General features: G+C 71.2%; 17 protein-coding genes and 1 riboswitch. Of the genes, 7 read left to right on the plus strand and 10 right to left on the minus strand.

Annotation, left to right across the window (positions count from 1 at the left end):
- The first annotated feature begins 240 nt into the window (after positions 1 to 240).
- On the plus strand, positions 241 to 585 hold the full coding sequence (locus AB0L00_RS15400; RefSeq protein WP_252783493.1) for an RNA polymerase-binding protein RbpA: 345 nt from the start codon (positions 241 to 243) through the stop codon (positions 583 to 585).
- A gap of 65 nt (positions 586 to 650) precedes the next feature.
- On the opposite strand, the gene AB0L00_RS15405 is transcribed toward AB0L00_RS15400, so the two are convergent.
- Complete coding sequence (locus tag AB0L00_RS15405) at positions 651 to 1,160, minus strand: FxsA family protein (protein ID WP_364433669.1); 510 nt, start codon at positions 1,158 to 1,160, stop codon at positions 651 to 653.
- A 232-nt stretch (positions 1,161 to 1,392) separates the two neighbouring features.
- Between AB0L00_RS15405 and AB0L00_RS15410 the strand changes: the two genes are divergently transcribed.
- The 3 genes from AB0L00_RS15410 (at position 1,393) to AB0L00_RS15420 (ending at position 3,316) form a co-directional block, all read left to right on the plus strand.
- Entirely contained in the window at positions 1,393 to 1,668 is a 276-nt protein-coding gene (locus tag AB0L00_RS15410; RefSeq protein WP_345346516.1) for a hypothetical protein, read from the plus strand.
- A gap of 41 nt (positions 1,669 to 1,709) precedes the next feature.
- Complete coding sequence (gene ligD / locus AB0L00_RS15415) at positions 1,710 to 2,672, plus strand: non-homologous end-joining DNA ligase (protein WP_364433671.1); 963 nt, start codon at positions 1,710 to 1,712, stop codon at positions 2,670 to 2,672.
- Between the two features lie 191 nt (positions 2,673 to 2,863).
- Entirely contained in the window at positions 2,864 to 3,316 is a 453-nt protein-coding gene (locus tag AB0L00_RS15420) for a hypothetical protein (RefSeq protein ID WP_364433674.1), read from the plus strand.
- Positions 3,317 to 3,334: 18 nt separating this feature from the next.
- On the opposite strand, the gene AB0L00_RS15425 is transcribed toward AB0L00_RS15420, so the two are convergent.
- Positions 3,335 to 3,751 carry a VOC family protein gene (locus AB0L00_RS15425; protein ID WP_364433677.1) on the minus strand — a complete coding sequence of 139 codons (417 nt, stop codon included), beginning with the start codon at positions 3,749 to 3,751 and terminating at the stop codon, positions 3,335 to 3,337.
- 78 nt (positions 3,752 to 3,829) lie between these two features.
- On the opposite strand from AB0L00_RS15425, the gene AB0L00_RS15430 reads away from it, so the two are divergent.
- Entirely contained in the window at positions 3,830 to 4,639 is an 810-nt protein-coding gene (locus AB0L00_RS15430) for a helix-turn-helix transcriptional regulator (RefSeq protein ID WP_364433680.1), read from the plus strand.
- 33 nt (positions 4,640 to 4,672) lie between these two features.
- Here AB0L00_RS15430 and lhgO read toward each other — a convergent pair whose 3' ends face one another.
- The 7 genes from lhgO to AB0L00_RS15465 all read right to left on the minus strand — a co-directional run bounded on the left by lhgO (position 4,673) and on the right by AB0L00_RS15465 (position 12,950).
- Positions 4,673 to 5,869 carry an L-2-hydroxyglutarate oxidase gene (lhgO, locus tag AB0L00_RS15435; RefSeq protein ID WP_364433683.1) on the minus strand — a complete coding sequence of 399 codons (1,197 nt, stop codon included), beginning with the start codon at positions 5,867 to 5,869 and terminating at the stop codon, positions 4,673 to 4,675.
- Positions 5,870 to 6,055: 186 nt separating this feature from the next.
- Complete coding sequence (locus AB0L00_RS15440) at positions 6,056 to 6,808, minus strand: polyprenol monophosphomannose synthase (protein ID WP_364433686.1); 753 nt, start codon at positions 6,806 to 6,808, stop codon at positions 6,056 to 6,058.
- 3 nt (positions 6,809 to 6,811) lie between these two features.
- Entirely contained in the window at positions 6,812 to 8,476 is a 1,665-nt protein-coding gene (lnt, locus tag AB0L00_RS15445) for an apolipoprotein N-acyltransferase (RefSeq protein WP_364433689.1), read from the minus strand.
- 619 nt (positions 8,477 to 9,095) lie between these two features.
- Positions 9,096 to 9,509: a hotdog fold domain-containing protein gene (locus AB0L00_RS15450; protein ID WP_364433692.1), complete on the minus strand. Its 414-nt coding sequence runs from the start codon at positions 9,507 to 9,509 to the stop codon at positions 9,096 to 9,098.
- Positions 9,506 to 10,336 carry an OAM dimerization domain-containing protein gene (locus AB0L00_RS15455; RefSeq protein WP_364433695.1) on the minus strand — a complete coding sequence of 277 codons (831 nt, stop codon included), beginning with the start codon at positions 10,334 to 10,336 and terminating at the stop codon, positions 9,506 to 9,508. Before AB0L00_RS15455 ends, AB0L00_RS15450 begins: the two co-directional genes overlap by 4 nt.
- Positions 10,333 to 11,928 carry a lysine 5,6-aminomutase subunit alpha gene (locus AB0L00_RS15460; RefSeq protein WP_364433697.1) on the minus strand — a complete coding sequence of 532 codons (1,596 nt, stop codon included), beginning with the start codon at positions 11,926 to 11,928 and terminating at the stop codon, positions 10,333 to 10,335. Before AB0L00_RS15460 ends, AB0L00_RS15455 begins: the two co-directional genes overlap by 4 nt.
- Complete coding sequence (locus AB0L00_RS15465) at positions 11,925 to 12,950, minus strand: L-erythro-3,5-diaminohexanoate dehydrogenase (RefSeq protein ID WP_364433700.1); 1,026 nt, start codon at positions 12,948 to 12,950, stop codon at positions 11,925 to 11,927. Before AB0L00_RS15465 ends, AB0L00_RS15460 begins: the two co-directional genes overlap by 4 nt.
- A 73-nt stretch (positions 12,951 to 13,023) precedes the next feature.
- Here AB0L00_RS15465 and AB0L00_RS15470 point away from each other — a divergent pair, with 73 nt between their 5' ends.
- Positions 13,024 to 14,484: a lysine 2,3-aminomutase gene (locus tag AB0L00_RS15470; protein ID WP_364433703.1), complete on the plus strand. Its 1,461-nt coding sequence runs from the start codon at positions 13,024 to 13,026 to the stop codon at positions 14,482 to 14,484.
- A gap of 39 nt (positions 14,485 to 14,523) precedes the next feature.
- On the plus strand, positions 14,524 to 15,045 hold the full coding sequence (locus AB0L00_RS15475; RefSeq protein WP_364433706.1) for a hypothetical protein: 522 nt from the start codon (positions 14,524 to 14,526) through the stop codon (positions 15,043 to 15,045).
- Between the two features lie 4 nt (positions 15,046 to 15,049).
- On the opposite strand, the gene AB0L00_RS15480 is transcribed toward AB0L00_RS15475, so the two are convergent.
- On the minus strand, positions 15,050 to 15,874 hold the full coding sequence (locus tag AB0L00_RS15480) for a hypothetical protein (protein WP_364433709.1): 825 nt from the start codon (positions 15,872 to 15,874) through the stop codon (positions 15,050 to 15,052).
- Positions 15,875 to 15,954: 80 nt separating this feature from the next.
- Positions 15,955 to 16,019: riboswitch (guanidine-III (ykkC-III) riboswitch) on the plus strand.
- Positions 16,020 to 16,022 lie beyond the last annotated feature (3 nt).

Below are 16,022 nucleotides of genomic sequence, written 5' to 3' on the forward strand. Positions count from 1 at the left end.
TTACGTTTTTGACCCCGAACCAGCCTGGACTGGACCGACTCGCCTGGATGATCCGTACCGGTCCGTACCTTCTCGGGCCTGCGCTGATAGACTATCTGCGCTGTTCAGGTGGTAGGAGCGGGGCGACCTTGGGAAACGATCGGTCTTCCCAGGGTTGGATCCAGGCCAAGGCGGGAATCTTGTGACGGTATCCAGCGTTCACGTCTAGGAGAACGCACGCCGTCTGGGAGGCACGTCACGATGGCCGAGCGCGCACTTCGCGGCACCCGACTCGGAGCCACGAGCTACGAGAACGATCGAAACACCGACCTGGCCCCGCGGCAGGAGGTCATGTACGACTGCCCGAAGGGCCACCGGTTCACCGTCATCTTGGCCGCGGAGGCCGAGGTGCCGATGACCTGGGAGTGCCGGAGCTGCGGCGCGACCGCCCTGATGGTCAATGGCGAGATGCCCCAGTCCAAGAAGGGTAAACCGCCCCGCACGCACTGGGACATGCTCATGGAGCGCCGCACGATCGAAGATCTGGAGGAGGTCCTGGCCGAGCGATTGGCCGTGCTGCGCGCACAGCGCAGAAGGACCGCATAACAGAACACCGAACGCATACGGGCCGTGCCGTCAGCCCCTCGACGGCACGGCCCGTGCGTTGTTCTTCAGCGCCGGTCCGTCTCCCGGTCCTCCTCGATGACCTCTCCGCGCACCACGCGATGCTCCGGTTCCGGCTCCGGCTCACCCGGCCCGGGGCCGTACACGCCGCCCAGATCGCCGAACCGCAGGGTCGCGCGGCGTCGCGCCGTGGACACCCGCCGCGCGACGTACCGCGACAGAAGGAGGCGTACCAGCGGCCGGGTGAACGGCAGCACGAACAGGAATCCGAAGAGATCCGTCACGAAACCGGGCGTCAGTAGCAGCACCCCGCCGACCAGGACCAGCCCGGCGTCGGCCAGTTCCCGGTCGGGCATCCCACCGCCGCCGAACGCCTCCTTCAGCGCGCGCCACGCTCGCCGACCCTCGTACCGGATGATCCAGGCGCCCAGGATGCTCTCGGCCAGCAGCAGCGCCACCGTGGGCCAGCCGCCGATCAGCTCCCCGACCTGGATGATGACGTAGATCTCCAGCACGGGCAGCAGCAGGAACGCGAGGAAGAGCGCCACAGGGAGCATGTCTCCATTGTGGCCTGCCGTCGGGAGTGTTCACGTACGGCGCCGCTCCCCGCCGCTCGGCCCGTCCGTCCGGTCGCCGGCCGTGGACCGTCCGTCTCTTTGATGTAAGGGGCTGTGGTGGCAGTTGGCGGTGATTTGAACACCGTGAACGGCATGGCGCACCGACCCTCGGGTACCGGTCCATATCGAGGAAAATGCGCAGGTCAACGGGGGGTTAACGATGATAAGGCTGATGCGCCGCGCCGGGATCACGTCCGACATGATGTACATCGCGGGCTTTGGATCGGTCCTGGCGTCGTTCGCCAGCTGGGCGATTTCGATGCGTGCGGAGGAGCACGCCGGAATAGACCGGGCGGACCGCTGGGGGATCTTCGTCGGTGAGTGGGCGCCGACCTTCTTCGCACTCGGCGTCGCGTTGCGGATGGAGGAGGAGTACGGCGAGGAGATGGAGCACGAGGGAGCCGAGCGGATGAAGCGCCGGGCCCGTGAGGCGATGCCGGTCAGCTGAGACCCCTGGTACGCCCCGGGGAAGAGCACCCGGAGCCCCGGTTGGCCGAGCTGCCACGGCTCATCCGGCCCATGGCGGCCCTGCTGAGACGGTCGCTGCCGCCGGATCAGGACGCGTACGGGTGGGAGCTGAAGTGGGACGGCGTCCGGGCGATCGCCTACGTCGAGCGTGGGAGCCTGCGGCTGATGTCCCGCAACGACAAGGACATCACCCGCTCCTACCCGGAACTGGCCGCCCTGGCCCGGATGCTGCCCCGCCCCGCCATCCTCGACGGTGAGATCGTCGCGCTGCGCGACGGCCGCCCGAGCTTCGCGACCCTGCAGGGCCGAATGCACGTTCAGCACCCCGGTACGCGGCTGGTCGCCGCCGTGCCGGTCCAGTACTACCTGTTCGATCTCCTGCACCTGGGCGATGAGTCGCTGCTGGCCCGCCCGTACACCGAACGGCGGGACCGCCTCGACGGGCTCGGCGTCGACCGGGCGCCGGTGCGCGTCCCACCCTGGTGGCGTGGCGACGGCGAGACCGTCTTCTCCGTGGGCCAGGCCCAGGGTCTGGAGGGCGTCGTCGGCAAGCCGCTGCGATCCCGCTACCACCCAGGGCGGCGCGGCCCCTGGATCAAGGTGAAGAACGTCCGCCATCAGGAGGTCGTCGTCGCCGGCTGGATGCCCGGGGCGGGCCGCCGCGCCGACATGATCGGGTCTCTGGTGCTCGGCGTCCACGACGACGGGCCGCTGCGGTACGCCGGCAACGTGGGAACGGGTTTCACCGAGGCGGACCTGCGGGACCTCGCCGTGCAGCTGGCGCCGCTGGCGCGGGACGAGGACCCCTTCGCCCCGCCGGTGCCCCGCGACGTCGCGCGCCGGGCACGGTGGGTCCAGCCCGAGCTGGTGGGCGAGGTGGCGTTCGGCGAGTGGACCCCGGACGGGATCCTGCGGCACCCCAGCTGGCGGGGGCTCCGCACCGACAAGCGGCCCGAGGACGTCCACCGCGAGGACCCGGGGTGACGAGTTCGGCGATGCGCGACGAACCGCCGGGGTCGCACCGTTCTTCCGGCGTGTCCATTTGCGGGATCATGGTGACGGCAGCAGAGTTGCCCCGGCGTCCCGTCCGGTCGCGATCCGGTTCCCCGCCGGACGTCCGACCGGGCCCGCGGATCGCCGGTCGTCACTGATCCCTCATGCTTTGGAGTCTCGTCGTGCGCAAGCGTGTGCTCGTTCTCGTCGCCGTGGCCGGGCTCGGCCTGGCGGGCTGCGGTGGCAGCGGTGGCAGCGGATCCGCGAATCAGGACAAATCCGCCTCGTCCGCGCCCGCGAGCGGTGCGGCGGCGGGCCAGCCGCTGCCCAGCGCGTCCCCCAAGGGCGACGCCGACGCCCCCACGTGCACGACGGTCACCTACCGGGCCACCGGTACGGGCGTCGAGGTCACCGCGAAGGTCGGCAAGACCCCCATCACCCTGAACTTCGAGGCCGACGACGCCGACGACAACCCCGTGACCGGCGACCCGGCCACCTCCAGCGTCACCTACGCCTTCAAGGGCGGTGACATGCAGCACACCCTGCTGATCAAGGGCGTGAAGTCGCCGCACCACGTGACCGTCATCAGTCTGGGCACCGACCAGAACGTCTCCTGCCGCGCCTACGCCGGCTAGTGCTCCGCGCCCGCGTCGTCAGCCGGTGATCGGACGGTGGTGGACGTACTCCACCACCGTCCCGTCGGGGTGCCGGACGGTGAAGCCCGCGCCGACGGGCACCTCGTGGAGCGGTGCGACCACCTCGGCTCCGGCCTCCCGCAGCCGTTCGTAGTAGGGCTCGACGTGATCGACGAGGAGCGTCCCGGTCGTAGCGCGGAACGGGCGCAGGGACTCCTCACTCCCCTCGATGATCAAAAACGCGCCGACGGCGGCGAGCGCGAGGTTCATTTCGGGATAGGGCATCCGCATGTCGGCGTCCGTGCCCTGCAGTTCCTCGTAGAAGCCGATGGCCTCCTCCAGTTCGCCCGGCTCGACGAAGACCCGGATGAGGACACGGGGCTCCTTCCGGTGGGACGAGTCGGGGTCACGGAGCCAGATCCGTTGTTCTGTCATGACGGTCAGCCTGACCCGTGCTCCGCGCTGGTGGCAGTACACGGAATGTCCTGTTAGCAGGAGTCATAGGCTGGCCGCATGTCCCCTGATCCGATCCGCCGTGAACTCGGCGGGTTCCTCCGTGCGGTCCGTGAGCACACCGCACCCGCGGACGTCGGACTGAGCCCGGGCGCGCGGCGCCGTACGCCGGGCCTGCGCCGGGAGGAGGTGGCGACGTTGTCCGGCGTGAGCATCGCCTGGTACACGTGGCTCGAACAGGGGCGCGTCACGGTGTCACGGCAGGTGCTCGATTCGGTGTGCGGGGTCCTGCGCATGGACGCCAGGGCCCGCCGTCACGCCCTGGAACTGGCCGGGTTCCATGGCGAGACGGCGCCATCGGCCGGCCTGGACGACCTACGGCGGCTCATCGACGCCTGGCCCACCACCCCGGCCTTGCTCCTTGACCAACGTCTCGACATCACCGGCTGGAACTCCGCGTATCGCGACGTGGTCCTCGATCCGTCATCGGTCGCATCGGAGCGGCGTAACCTTCTGCTCCTGCTCGTCGGTGAACTCCGGGACGCGATCGCGGACTGGCCGCGTCTCGTTCGTGGCATGTACGGTCAGTTCCGCTCGGGCACCGACCGGCTGCCGGATGATCCTCGTGTAGGCGACATCCGCCGGTTGCTGGCCGCCGAACGCCCCGACCTCGCGCACTGGTGGCAGTGCCGGTCGGTGTCGGACTTCGCGCCGACCACCCTGAAGATACGCGGCGTCTCGATGACGCTTTCGCTGCTACGGCCGGTCGCGTCCGCAGACGCCTTCGTCCTCACGCACACCCCCGCGGACGGATCGGCGCGGACTCGCCTCGTCGCCGGCGCTGACAGCACGTCGCGGTCGTCGATGTAGCAGAGGACGTTCACTTGGTCGGGCCGCCGAGGCTCAGTCGCTCGCCGGGGCCCGTACCTGGTCGGCGATGTGGTCGGCGATGGCCAACGCGGACGTCGCGGCGGGCGAGGGCGCGTTGCGGACACTCACGACCGGGCCAAGGTGGTGAATGGCGAAGTCGTCCACGAGGCTCCCGTCACGGTCGATGGCCTGCGCGCGCACCCCGGCGGGGGCCGGCAGCACGTCCCCGGCCGTCAACTCCGGCACGTACGCGCGGGCCTCGGCGATGAACCGCCGGCTGGACACCGAGGTCAGCACCTCCCGGACGCCGGCGCGCCAGTGGGCCCGCGCGAGGCGCCGGAATCCGCCCCACCTGAGGATGTCGCGCAGGTCGGCGAGGTCCACGTCACGGCGCCGGTAGCCCTCCCGTGCCGTGGCGAGCACCGCGTTCGGTCCGATGTCGACGGTGCCGTCCACCCGTGGGGTGAAGTGCACGCCCAGGAACGGATACGCCGGGTCGGGCACGGGATACACCAGGCCCTTGACCAGTTCCCTGCGGTGCGGGGCGAGCCGGTGGTACTCGCCGCGGAACGGGACGATCGCGGGCGCCGGCTCGTCCCCGGCGAGCGCCGCGACGCGGTCGGACTGCAGGCCCGCGCAGATCACGAGCCGGTCGACGGTGGTGGCGCCCGCGGCGGTGTGCACGACGACCCGCGCGCCCGTACGCTCCAGCGCGGTCACCTCATGGCCGAGGAGCACCTGGGTGCCGGCCGTGCGTGCGTCGTGGGCCAGCGCTCGGGCGATCAGCCGGTAGTCGACGATGGCGGTCGTCGGTGAGTGCAGCGCGGCGAACCCCCGTACGTGCGGCTCCAACTCCGCGAGTTCGGCCGCGTCAAGGCGGCGCAGTCCCGGCACGCCGGCCGCCCGCGCCCGGTCCTCGATGTCGCGGAGCCGCCCCGCCTCGTCCGCCGACCGCGCGACGATCACCTTTCCGATCTCCTCGTACGGCAGGTCGTGCTCGGCGCAGAACTCCTTGATCCTGCGCGCGCCGTCCCGGCACAGGCGGCTCTTCAACGAACCGGGCGGGTAGTAGACGCCGGCGTGGACGACCCCGGAGTTGTGTCCCGTCTGATGCAGCGCGACCTCGGCCTCCTTCTCGAAGACCGTGACCTCGTAGTCCCACCGGGCAAGCCGACGAGCCACCGAGAGGCCGACGATTCCGGCACCGATCACACCGACGCTGAGAGTCATGGAGGACACCGTCTCAGACCTCGCGACGTTGCTCACGGTCTCCCTGGACGAAGAGCTGTCGCGAGAGCTCATCGAGCGGATGGAGGAGCGCAAGGCCCGGGTAAGGCCTTCCCTCCTACCGGCGTTCCCGGCATACCGCCGGGTGCGGGGGCGCTTCTCCGAGCATTCGGTGCGCCGCGGTCATGGTCAGTGTCGCTCGCGTCCGGTGAGGCGGCCCAGCCAGTACGTGACGCCCCAACCGGCGATCCGACGGAACGCCTCGACCATGATCGCGCGGCTCATCTTGCTGGCGCCGTGGGTGCGCTCGACGAACCGGATCGGGACCTCGGCGACCCGCAGGCCGGCCCGTACGGTCCGCAGCGTCAGGTCGACCTGGAAGCAGTAGCCCTGCGACGCGACGTCGTCGATCTCGATCTTCTGCAGGGTCGTCGCGCGGTAGGCGCGGTACCCGCCGGTCGAGTCGCGCACCGGGATGCCCAGCATGAGTCGCGCGTAGATGTTGGCGCCCCGCGACAGGATCTCGCGGTTGATCGGCCAGTTCTCCACTTTGCCGCCGCGCACCCACCGCGAGCCGATGACCAGGTCCGCCTCGCCGAGCGCGCTGAGCAGCCGGCCCAGCTCCTCGGGCTGGTGGGATCCGTCGGCGTCCATCTCGACGAGGACGTCGAAGCCGTGGTCCATCCCCCAGTGGAAGCCCGCGATGTACGCGGCGCCGAGCCCCTCCTTGCCGGCCCGGTGCAGCACGTGTACCCGCTCGTCCTCGGCGGCCAGCCCGTCGGCGATCTTCCCGGTGCCGTCGGGGCTGTTGTCGTCGGCGACCAGGATGTCGGCCTCGGGCACGGCCGCGCGCACCCGGGCGACGATGCTCTCGATGTTCTCCCGCTCGTTGTACGTCGGGATGATCACGAGCACCCGCCCGATGTCGTCCGTGTTCTGCACCGGTCAGGCCCCCCTGCTCGTCTTCCGTGTCCTCCAGGCGGCGGCCACCGCGGCCGCGAGTCCCAGCAGCGCCAGCGCCCACTCGGGAGCGGCACCCAGGTGATCAGTAAGGGTACGCGAGGTACGCAGCGGCACGCGGCGGACCTGGATGTCCGGGGTGAATTCCTTTGACTGCGTGAGAACCCGGCCGTCCGGCGCGATGATGCCGCTGATCCCGCTCGTGGAGGCGACGAGGACGCTGCGCCCGTGCTCGACCGCGCGCATCCGCGACATCGCGAACTGCTGCGGGGGAAGGCTCGTGCGCCCGAAGGTCGCGTTGTTGGTCTGCACGACGAGCAGCGGGGCGTCGGCCACATCCCGCACGATCCCGTCGTAGGCGACTTCAAAACAGATGACGTCTCCGATTTTCACCGGACCGAGCTGAAGGGATCCGCGTGAACGGCCCTTGACGAACTCGCCAACCCGGTCGAAACGCGTGATGAGCTTCAGCAGCAGGCCGCGGAAGATCGGGATGTACTCGCCGAACGGCAGCGGATGGCGCTTGACGTAGTACGCGCCAGGGCCCTTGGCGGGGTCCCACACGATCCCGCGGTTCTCCACGTGCTCGCCGTCGCCCGCGTCGATCACGGCGCCGACCAGCACCGGAACGCCGATGTCCTTGACCGCCGCGTCGATCACCTCGCGGGCCTGCTCGTCGGCGTAGGGGTCCAGGTCGCTGGAGTTCTCCGGCCAGATCACCAGGTCGGGCTTGGCCACCTGGCCGGCGCGGACCTGCGCGGCCAGCCGGTGGGTCTGCCGGGCGTGGTTGTTCAGGACGGCCTGCCGCTGGCCGAGGAAGTCCAGGCCGGCGCGGGGCACGTTGCCCTGGATGACCGCGACGGTGATCGAGCGACCGCCGGTCGGACGGGGCACGAGCACCCCGACCACCCCGAGCACGAGCACGCCGGCCAGCGCCAAGGCTGCCCAGCGGGCCGGACGTCGCGTCACCGCGCCCGGCGCGCGACCCGCGGCGTCGGGCTCGGAGGTCTCCTCAGCGGTCGGGTCCGAGTCGGGGCCCGGATCCGGGACCGCGTCGGCGTTCCGCCGACGCCACAGGAGCAGGACCGCCGCGGCGAGCAGCCCGCCGCTGAGCGCGGTCACGAAGCCGACCAGGGGCGCGCCGCCGATGGAGGCGTAGCCGGTGAAGGGCGAGGCGGTCTGGCTGAACGCCAGCCGGGCCCAGGGGAAGCCGCCGAAGGGCACCCGGCCGCGAATGAGCTCCTCGGCGATCCACGCCGCGGCCGTCCACACGGGCCAGCCGGGCAGGCGGGTCACCAGGACGAGGCCGATGCCCAGCACCGCGAAGTAGAGCGCCTCGAAGATGCTCAGCGCGATCCACGCGTCCATACCGACGGGCCGCAGGCCCTCGAAGGTCGGGAAGCAGAAGGCCAGACCGAACAGCATGCCGAGGCCGGCGCCACGGCCCCAGGTCCGGCCGCGCAGTAGCAGCGTGAGCAGCGCGGTCGCCACCGGCGCCAACGGCCACCAGCCGATCGGCGGGAACGCCGCGGCCAGCAGCAGGCCGGCCACCACCACACCCGCCGGACGCGGCAGCCAGGCCGGAACCCGCGACGCCCGGTCGCCCTTGGCGACGTCAGGCGTCTTCTGGGCGAGCATCTCCTGCGCCACCAGCACTCCTCATCCGATCCGACCGTCGACGGAACGCTACCCGCCGGTGGGGACCGGACGAATACGGGCAGGCCGCTTTGTACGGATGATCCCACTTCCAGCGCCAAGTCGCACGGACCGGGAGAGGCGAGACACCGGGTGGCGTCCGGGCGGGAGACCGGAGCCTGAGCGGCCCCTGCGAGAGCGGCGACGCGACCGGACCCGGGCAGGGCCCGGAAACGGAAGAGGACCCGGGCGCTCCCTTCGTACCGGACCCGTCTCGTCGGCGGCGAGCGCGTAGTCCGTTGTCTGATGGGTGCCCAGGCCCTTACCGAGTTCCACCCCCCGCCGGCCGGGGTGCTCCGGCCTCGGGCGGGCGCTTCATCGTGCGTCTGGCATGGACGGATGGGCGCCTGAGCCGGCGCGTGCTCGCAACCCCCGTCGCGACGCAAGATTCGCGGCGCCCCGGTCAGCCGACCGGTCAGTCCTGCGGTGGACGTTCAGGCAACCTATCGAGATCCGTAGCGATGTCAAGGCGGCCACGACCTGCGGATTGCCGCATCGCCGCAGGTCAGCGCGCCAATGACACCCCCCGGAAATCCTTGTGATCGTCGTCGTTCATCGCGTGTCGATCCGCCCGTCAGGTATCGGCGTGCGGTAGGACGACGGTTCCGGTCGCGGTGACGGCGACGATGGGCTCATCCAGCACCTCGGCGGCCGACGGCCCCTTGTCCGGTCGCGCCCGGCAGACCACCCGCGCCTCGAACGCCAGCGTACGGCTGCGGCGCCCGGCCCGGACGACCGTCGCGGTCGCCTCGAGGACGTCCCCCGCGTGCACGGGGGCGCGGAACTGCACGTCGTCGTAGGAGGCGAACAGGCCCTCGTCGCCGCCGTCGCGGATGCACACCTCGGTGGCGACGTCGCCGAACATCCCGAGGACGTACGCGCCGTCGACGAGGTTCCCGCCATAATGTGCGTGCGCGTACGGGACGTAGCGGCGGTGCGTGACGCTCAGCCCGACGCGCGGGTCGTCGTTCTCGGGTCGAGTGGTCATCGTTCGCTCTCCGCGGGGTCCTCGGGGGTCCAGCTGGGCAGCAGGGCGTGCACGAGGTAGCTGGCGACCTCGCGCGGAGTGGTGCCCTTGCCGAAGATGCGGTCGACGCCGAGCTCCCGCTCGGTGACCGTGTCGAAGCGGGGGCCGCCCGCGATGAGCAGCGGCCGTCCCATGCCCGGCCCGACCGCGGTCGGGTAGGCGGCGTGGAAGGCCGCGGCCATCTGCTTGGTGTTGTGGATGTGGGCGTTCTTCTGGGTGACGACCTGGGAGACGAGGACGGCGTCGGCGTTCTCGGCCTTGGCCCGCTCGACCAGCTCCTCGACGGTGACCTGGGCGCCCATATTGATCACCTGGATCTCGCGGTGGTACTCCAGGCCCTTCTCCCCCGCGAAGCCCTTGACGTTGAGGATCGCGTCGATGCCGACCGTGTGCGCGTCGGTGCCGATGCAGGCTCCGACGACGACCATGCGGCGGCTCAGGACGGTGCGGATCGCCAGGTCGATCTCCTTGCCCGACAGCAGGGGGTACTCCCGGCCCTCCGGGACCTCGATGCCGGCGTAGTCGATGAGGTGGTTCACCTTGCCGTACACGATGAAGAACGTGAAGTTCGGCCCCATCGCCTTTGAATGCACCACGCTGGCCGGCTCCAGGCCCATCTTGCCGGCCAGTTGCAGCGCGGCCAGCTCGGCGCGTTTTCCGGCGGGCACGGGCAGGCTGAAGGACAGCTGCACCATCGCGTCGCCGGTCGTGTCGCCGTACGGCCGGATGATCGAGGGCAGGTCCTGGGGCGCGGTCCGGTCGGTGGTGGCGGAGTCCTGCGGTCTCATTCGGCGCTCCCTGCGGGCGTGGGCACGGCGGTGGCGTGCGGGTCCTCCGACTCGAGGATCTCGGTGACGGGGTTGAAGTAGCCGTCGGCGCGCTCGACCACGCCGTCCAGCCCCTTGCCGCCGTCGGCGGGCCGCCGGGTCACGCCGAACGTCCCGTCGGCGATCGCCTTCAGGAGCGTGTCGTCACAGATCCGCTCGAGCAGGTCGACGGACTCCGACAGCACCTGCCGGGCCCGGTGGACGATGAACCCGTCCGGGCGCGGGACGAAGTCCTCGGCGAGGGCGCCGCAGGCGTCGCGGACGTACCGGACGTTCTCCAGGGCGAGGTCGCGGTCGGACAGCCACGGGGTGTGGATGCCCTCGGTCATCATCCCGATCAGGATGATCGACTGGCCGGTCATCACGCCGGCGAGGTTGAAGAAGGCGTCCAGGAGGTACCCGGCGAAGATGTTGCCGGTCATGTGCTTGGTCGGCGGCATGTACTTCAGCGGCGCGTCCGGGAACAGCTCCCGTACGAGCTGGGCGTGGGCGAGCTCGAGCCGGAACGACTCGGGGATCGCCGGGTTGATCTCGAACGCGTGGCCGAGGCCGAGCTGCCAGTCCGCCAGGCCCGCCTCCTTGCCGAACCGCTCGTTCAGCAACTGGCTGACGATGACGGTGTGGGCGGCGTCGACGGCGTCGGCGGTAGTGAGGTAGTTGTCCTCGCCGGTGTTGATCACGATGCCGGCGCGGGCGTGGATCTGCCGGGAGAACCGCTGGTCGATGAAGGTCCGCCGCGGGTTGATGTCGCGGAAGATGATGCCGTACATGCAGTCGTTCAGCATCATGTCGAGGCGTTCCAGGCCGGCCAGCGTGGCGATCTCGGGCATGCACAGCCCCGACGCGTAGTTGGTGAGCCGCACGTACCGGCCGAGCTCGCGCGAGACGTCGTCGAGCGCGGCCCGCATCAGCCGGAAGTTCTCCTGGGTGGCGTACGTCCCGGCGTAGCCCTCGCGGGTGGCGCCCTCGGGCACGTAGTCCAGCAGCGACTGCCCGGTCGAGCGGATCACCGCGACGACGTCGGCGCCCTCGCGCGCGGCGGCCTGCGCCTGGGGGATGTCCTCGTAGATGTCGCCGGTGGCGACGATCAGGTAGATCCAGGGCTGGCGCGGGTCGCCGGTCAGGCGCAGCATCGCGTCGCGTTCGGCGCGGCGCGCGTCGACGCGGCCGATGCCCTGCCGGGCCGCGTGGCGGGCCAGCTCGGCCGCCGCGTCGGCGTCGCCGCCGGTCGGCAGGCGGAACGTCACCGCGCCCAGGGACGCCGCCCGCGCCAGGTCGCCCAGGTCGGCGTACGGCTCGCGCGCCAACGCGTCGAAGACCGGCAGCGCGACCCCGTGCTCCAGGCCCACCTGGTCGCGTACGGCGTCGACGAGGTGGTTCACCCATGGCAGACCGTCGGAGTCGGCGCCGGTCAGACCGGCCAGCCGCAGTTGCGCCCGCTCGACCGACACGGTCGTGTGGGTGCGGGCCATCTCGATCACCGGCTGGGCGGCGCGCTCGGCGAGCAGCCGTGCCTTGCGGACCACCGAAGAGTCCAAATCCAGTTTCGTCATTCCGTCTCCACCCGGTCCTGGAAGAGTTTGCGCAGGCTCGGCTCGGTACGAAGCAGGTCCAGGGCCAGCTCCGCGTGACCGGGGACGTACCCGTTTCCGATCAGCATGGTCACGTCGGCGGCCAGTCCCTCGGCGCCGAGGGCCGCCGCCGAGAACGACGTGGCCATCGAGAAGAAGATCACGGTGCCGCCCGTGGCGGTGGCCAGGATCGCGCCGTGCTCGCAGCCGGGCACGTCCACGCACACCACCGTGACGTCGGCGCCGGTCCCGCCGACGGCCTCGGCGAGCGCGATCGGGTCGCGGGCGTCGGCGAGCACGACCTCGTCGGCGAGGCCGGAGGCGCGCAGCCGCGCGGCCTCGGCCTCGTTCGGCACCACGCCGACGGTCCGCTTGGCGCCGGCGCGGCGGGCGGCGGCCAGCGACAGCGAGCCGCTCTTGCCCGCGCCGCCCAGCACCGCCACGACCGGGGAGGCGTACGAGGCGACGACGCGGGAGGTGAGGGCGGGCGCGCCGCACACGTCGAGCACGGCCAGCGACAGCTCCGGCGGCAGATCGGCGGGCAGCTCGGCCGCGATCGAGCGCGCGAACAGGATCGCGTGCCCGTCGGCGGGCACCTGCTCGCTCCGCCCGTCCCAGCGGGCGAGGCCGTCGGTGATCCGCAGCGGGGTCAGGGTGAGGGAGACCAGGGTGGCCACGCGCATCCCGGGTCGCAGGCCGAGCGGGGAGCGGGGGCCGACCTCCTCGACGACGCCGATGAGCATGCCGCCCGAGCCGGTCACCGGGTTGTGCATCTTCCCGCGCGTCTCGATGATCTCGACGACCTCGGCGCGGATCCGCTCCGGATCGCCGCCGTGCCTGGTGTGCAGCTGCCGGTACGAGGCGGCGTCCAGGTTGAGCCGCTCGACCCGGATCCGTACCTCGTCGTCACGGACGCGCGGATCGGTGTCGAGGCGGTCGGCCGCCTGTGGCAGCACTCCCGGCGGCTCGGCGACGCGGTGCAGACCGACCGGAGAACTTCTCATCCCTCACCTCGCTGGCGCAAAATCTTACGGTTAGTCTTGGCTCTAGCAGAATATTTCTCGTATCGTCAGGCTAATGCAAGAGTTCATCCTGGAGGACGCCGTGACCGCTGTCGCCGAGGAGTCCGTGCCGGTGCCCGCGCACCCGCAGCCGTACGCCTACCGCCACCGCGAGCTCGTCGAGCCCGACTGGCGGCGGTTCCCCGGCTGGCGTGACGTCACGACGGCGGATTGGGAGTCGGCGCAGTGGCAGCGCGCGCACTGTGTGAAGAACCTCCGCCAGCTCCGCCAGGTGATGGGCGACCTGCTGAGCGAGGACTTCTACGCCGACCTCGAGCGTGACCAGCGCGAGCGGGCGACCATGTCGATGTTGGTCCCGCCGCAGATGCTGAACACGATGGACGTGAGTTCGACGGCGGCGTTCTACGCCGATCCGGTGCGCCGTTACATGCTTCCCGTGTTCAGCGACCGGCGCACCGACTGGCCGTCCCATCCGGTCGCCAGCCGCGACTCGCTGCACGAGGCGGAGATGTGGGCGGTGGAGGGCCTGACGCACCGCTACCCCACCAAGGTCCTCGCCGAACTGCTGCCCACCTGTCCGCAGTACTGCGGCCACTGCACCCGCATGGACCTGGTCGGCAACTCCACCCCGCAGATCGACAAGCACAAGTTCACGCTGAAGCAGCCGGACCGGGTCCAGACCATGCTGGACTACATGCGCCGCACCCCGCAGGTGCGCGACGTGGTCGTCTCCGGCGGTGACGTGGCGAACATGCCGTGGGCGCGGCTCGAGTCGTTCGTCGACCAGCTCCTGGACATCGACAACATCCGTGACATCCGGCTGGCCACCAAGGCGCTGATGGGCCTGCCGCAGCACTGGCTGCAGGACGACGTACGCGCCGGCGTGGAGCGCCTGGCGACCAAGGCACGCTCGCGCGGCGCGCAGCTGGCCATCCACACGCACGTCAACGCCGCCCAGTCGATGACCCCGCTGGTCGCCAAGGCGGCACGGGCGATGCTGGACGCCGGCGTCCGGGACGTCCGCAACCAGGGCGTGCTGCTGCGCGGCGTCAACACCACCGTCGAGCAGCTCCTCGACCTGTGCTTCGCGCTGCAGGACAACGGCGTGCTGCCCTACTACTTCTACCTGTGCGACATGATCCCCTTCAGCGAGCACTGGCGGCTGTCGCTGGGCGAGGCGCAGCGGCTCCAGCACGGGATCATGGGCTACCTGCCCGGGTTCGCCACGCCGCGGATCGTCTGCGACGTCCCGTACGTCGGCAAGCGCTGGGTGCACCAGGTCGCCGAGTACGACACCGAGCGCGGCATCTCCTACTGGACGAAGAACTACCGGACCGCCCTGGAGAGGGACGACCCGGACGCGCTGAACCGCCGCTACGAGTACTACGACCCGATCCACATGCTGTCCGAGGAGGGACAGGCCTGGTGGCACGAGCACGCCGCCGAGGTGCCCGGCAGGGCCGCCGACCTGGCCGCCGCCAGCCGCAACGCCTCCGAGGCCCTGCTCTCCGAATGACGCCGCGCGCCGGCGGGCGCACGACTGGGATCATGAGGTGTGAGCGAACGGTTCCGCGACACCGGCGAACGCCTCTGGATGCTGGCGCGGGAGATCCTGGTCGTGTGCCCCCGCTGCGGCGGCCGGGCCGTCGTGGTCGTCCACCCCGACCACCGGGACTGCGACCACGGCCCGCATGACAAGGTCATGGCCCCGCATCGGCTGAGCTGCCCCGGCTGCGGGCACACCGACGCGTGGACGCCACGCCGGGCGCGCAAGGGGGACGGCGACCTGTTCTTCGCCGGAGGCCCCCCGCTGGCCGTGCCCCGCATGACCGGGCCGGAGGACCCGTTCTTCGGGCTGCCGCTGTGGCTGCGTCACCGGTGCCGCGGACGGGTCCTGTGGGCCTACAACGCCGCCCACCTGGACCTGCTGGAGGGCTACGTGAGCGCGCGGCTGCGCGAACGCCACCCGTACACCGGTTCGGGCAGCCTCGTCGAGCACCTCCCCGCGTGGATCAAGGCGGCGGGCAACCGCGACGAGGTCCTCGCCGCCATCCACGCCCTCCGCACCCGGCTCTGACCCGTCACGCCCGGGACAGATGACGGCCGAGGAACGCGACCTGGTCCGGCAGCATCCGGCGGCGGAACGCGGCGTCGTGGCAGCCGGGGTGGATCCCGCCCGTGACATCGGCCCGGCGGGCGGCGCGGAGCCGGGCCAGCAGATCCCTCGTCGGCGACGCGAACGGGTCGTCGCGGCCGCAGGTCAGTGACGCCGGAACGCCGCCGAGCGTACGGGCCAGCGTCGTCACGTCCGCTCCCGACAGCGCGGGCGAGGCCGCCGCGACGGCGGCGACACGACCGGGCCCCAGGGCGGACGCCAGCAGCAGAGCGCCCCGGCCGCCGATCGACCAGCCGAGAAGGCCGATCCGGGTCGTCGACAGTCCGTGGTCGCGCAGGAAGGGCAGCAGGTTCCGGGTGATGACGGGCGACGGCCGCCACTCGGCGTCCGCCCAGTCGTCGATCGCGGCGACGGCGAACGGGGCGATGCCCCGGCGCGCGGCGTCGGCGAGGTGGTACTGCACGCCGTACGTGTCGAAGGGGGTACGGGCGTCGCCGTCCGAGCCGTGCAGCATCACGACGACCGGCAGTCTCTTCGTGACGGCGGCCGGATAACCGAGCACGACGCGCGCGGTGCCGGCCGGCGAGCGGAACTCCGCCTGCTCGACCGCCCCGGGCGCGACCTTGGGCAGCGGCGGCATCTCCCCGCACTTCCCCAGGTACGGCGCCAGGCGGTAGCGCCCGGGCAGCACGTCCGCCTCGACGAGACCGTACGCCGTGCCCGCGCCGGCGAGGGCGGCGGCTCCGCCGATCCCGGCGATGAGGAGGCTGCGGCGGGAGACGATCGACATGAGGCGCGAGCCTAACCGAAGACGCCTCGCGGTCACCGCCGATTCCGGTCCGCGTGCTAACGTCGGATTCGGCTGCCCGATGATGCCGTTCCTCGGGCCGGTCCCGGACGAGCACGTCGTACCCGGCAGGACAAGACGACGTAGACAT

It is taken from the genome of Actinoallomurus sp. NPDC052308 (assembly GCF_040679195.1).
Lineage (GTDB): Bacteria > Actinomycetota > Actinomycetes > Streptosporangiales > Streptosporangiaceae > Actinoallomurus > Actinoallomurus liliacearum.

Coding starts and splice junctions, on each gene's coding strand:
- lhgO (WP_364433683.1), bottom strand. CDS start 5,869: ATGACTCTCAGCGTCGGTGTGATCGGTGCCGGAATCGTCGGCCTCTCG.
- AB0L00_RS15410 (WP_345346516.1), top strand. CDS start 1,393: ATGCGCCGCGCCGGGATCACGTCCGACATGATGTACATCGCGGGCTTT.
- AB0L00_RS15460 (WP_364433697.1), bottom strand. CDS start 11,928: ATGACGAAACTGGATTTGGACTCTTCGGTGGTCCGCAAGGCACGGCTG.
- AB0L00_RS15400 (WP_252783493.1), top strand. CDS start 241: ATGGCCGAGCGCGCACTTCGCGGCACCCGACTCGGAGCCACGAGCTAC.
- AB0L00_RS15430 (WP_364433680.1), top strand. CDS start 3,830: ATGTCCCCTGATCCGATCCGCCGTGAACTCGGCGGGTTCCTCCGTGCG.
- AB0L00_RS15465 (WP_364433700.1), bottom strand. CDS start 12,950: ATGAGAAGTTCTCCGGTCGGTCTGCACCGCGTCGCCGAGCCGCCGGGA.
- AB0L00_RS15450 (WP_364433692.1), bottom strand. CDS start 9,509: ATGACCACTCGACCCGAGAACGACGACCCGCGCGTCGGGCTGAGCGTC.
- AB0L00_RS15425 (WP_364433677.1), bottom strand. CDS start 3,751: ATGACAGAACAACGGATCTGGCTCCGTGACCCCGACTCGTCCCACCGG.
- AB0L00_RS15480 (WP_364433709.1), bottom strand. CDS start 15,874: ATGTCGATCGTCTCCCGCCGCAGCCTCCTCATCGCCGGGATCGGCGGA.
- AB0L00_RS15470 (WP_364433703.1), top strand. CDS start 13,024: ATGCAAGAGTTCATCCTGGAGGACGCCGTGACCGCTGTCGCCGAGGAG.
- AB0L00_RS15455 (WP_364433695.1), bottom strand. CDS start 10,336: ATGAGACCGCAGGACTCCGCCACCACCGACCGGACCGCGCCCCAGGAC.
- AB0L00_RS15405 (WP_364433669.1), bottom strand. CDS start 1,160: ATGCTCCCTGTGGCGCTCTTCCTCGCGTTCCTGCTGCTGCCCGTGCTG.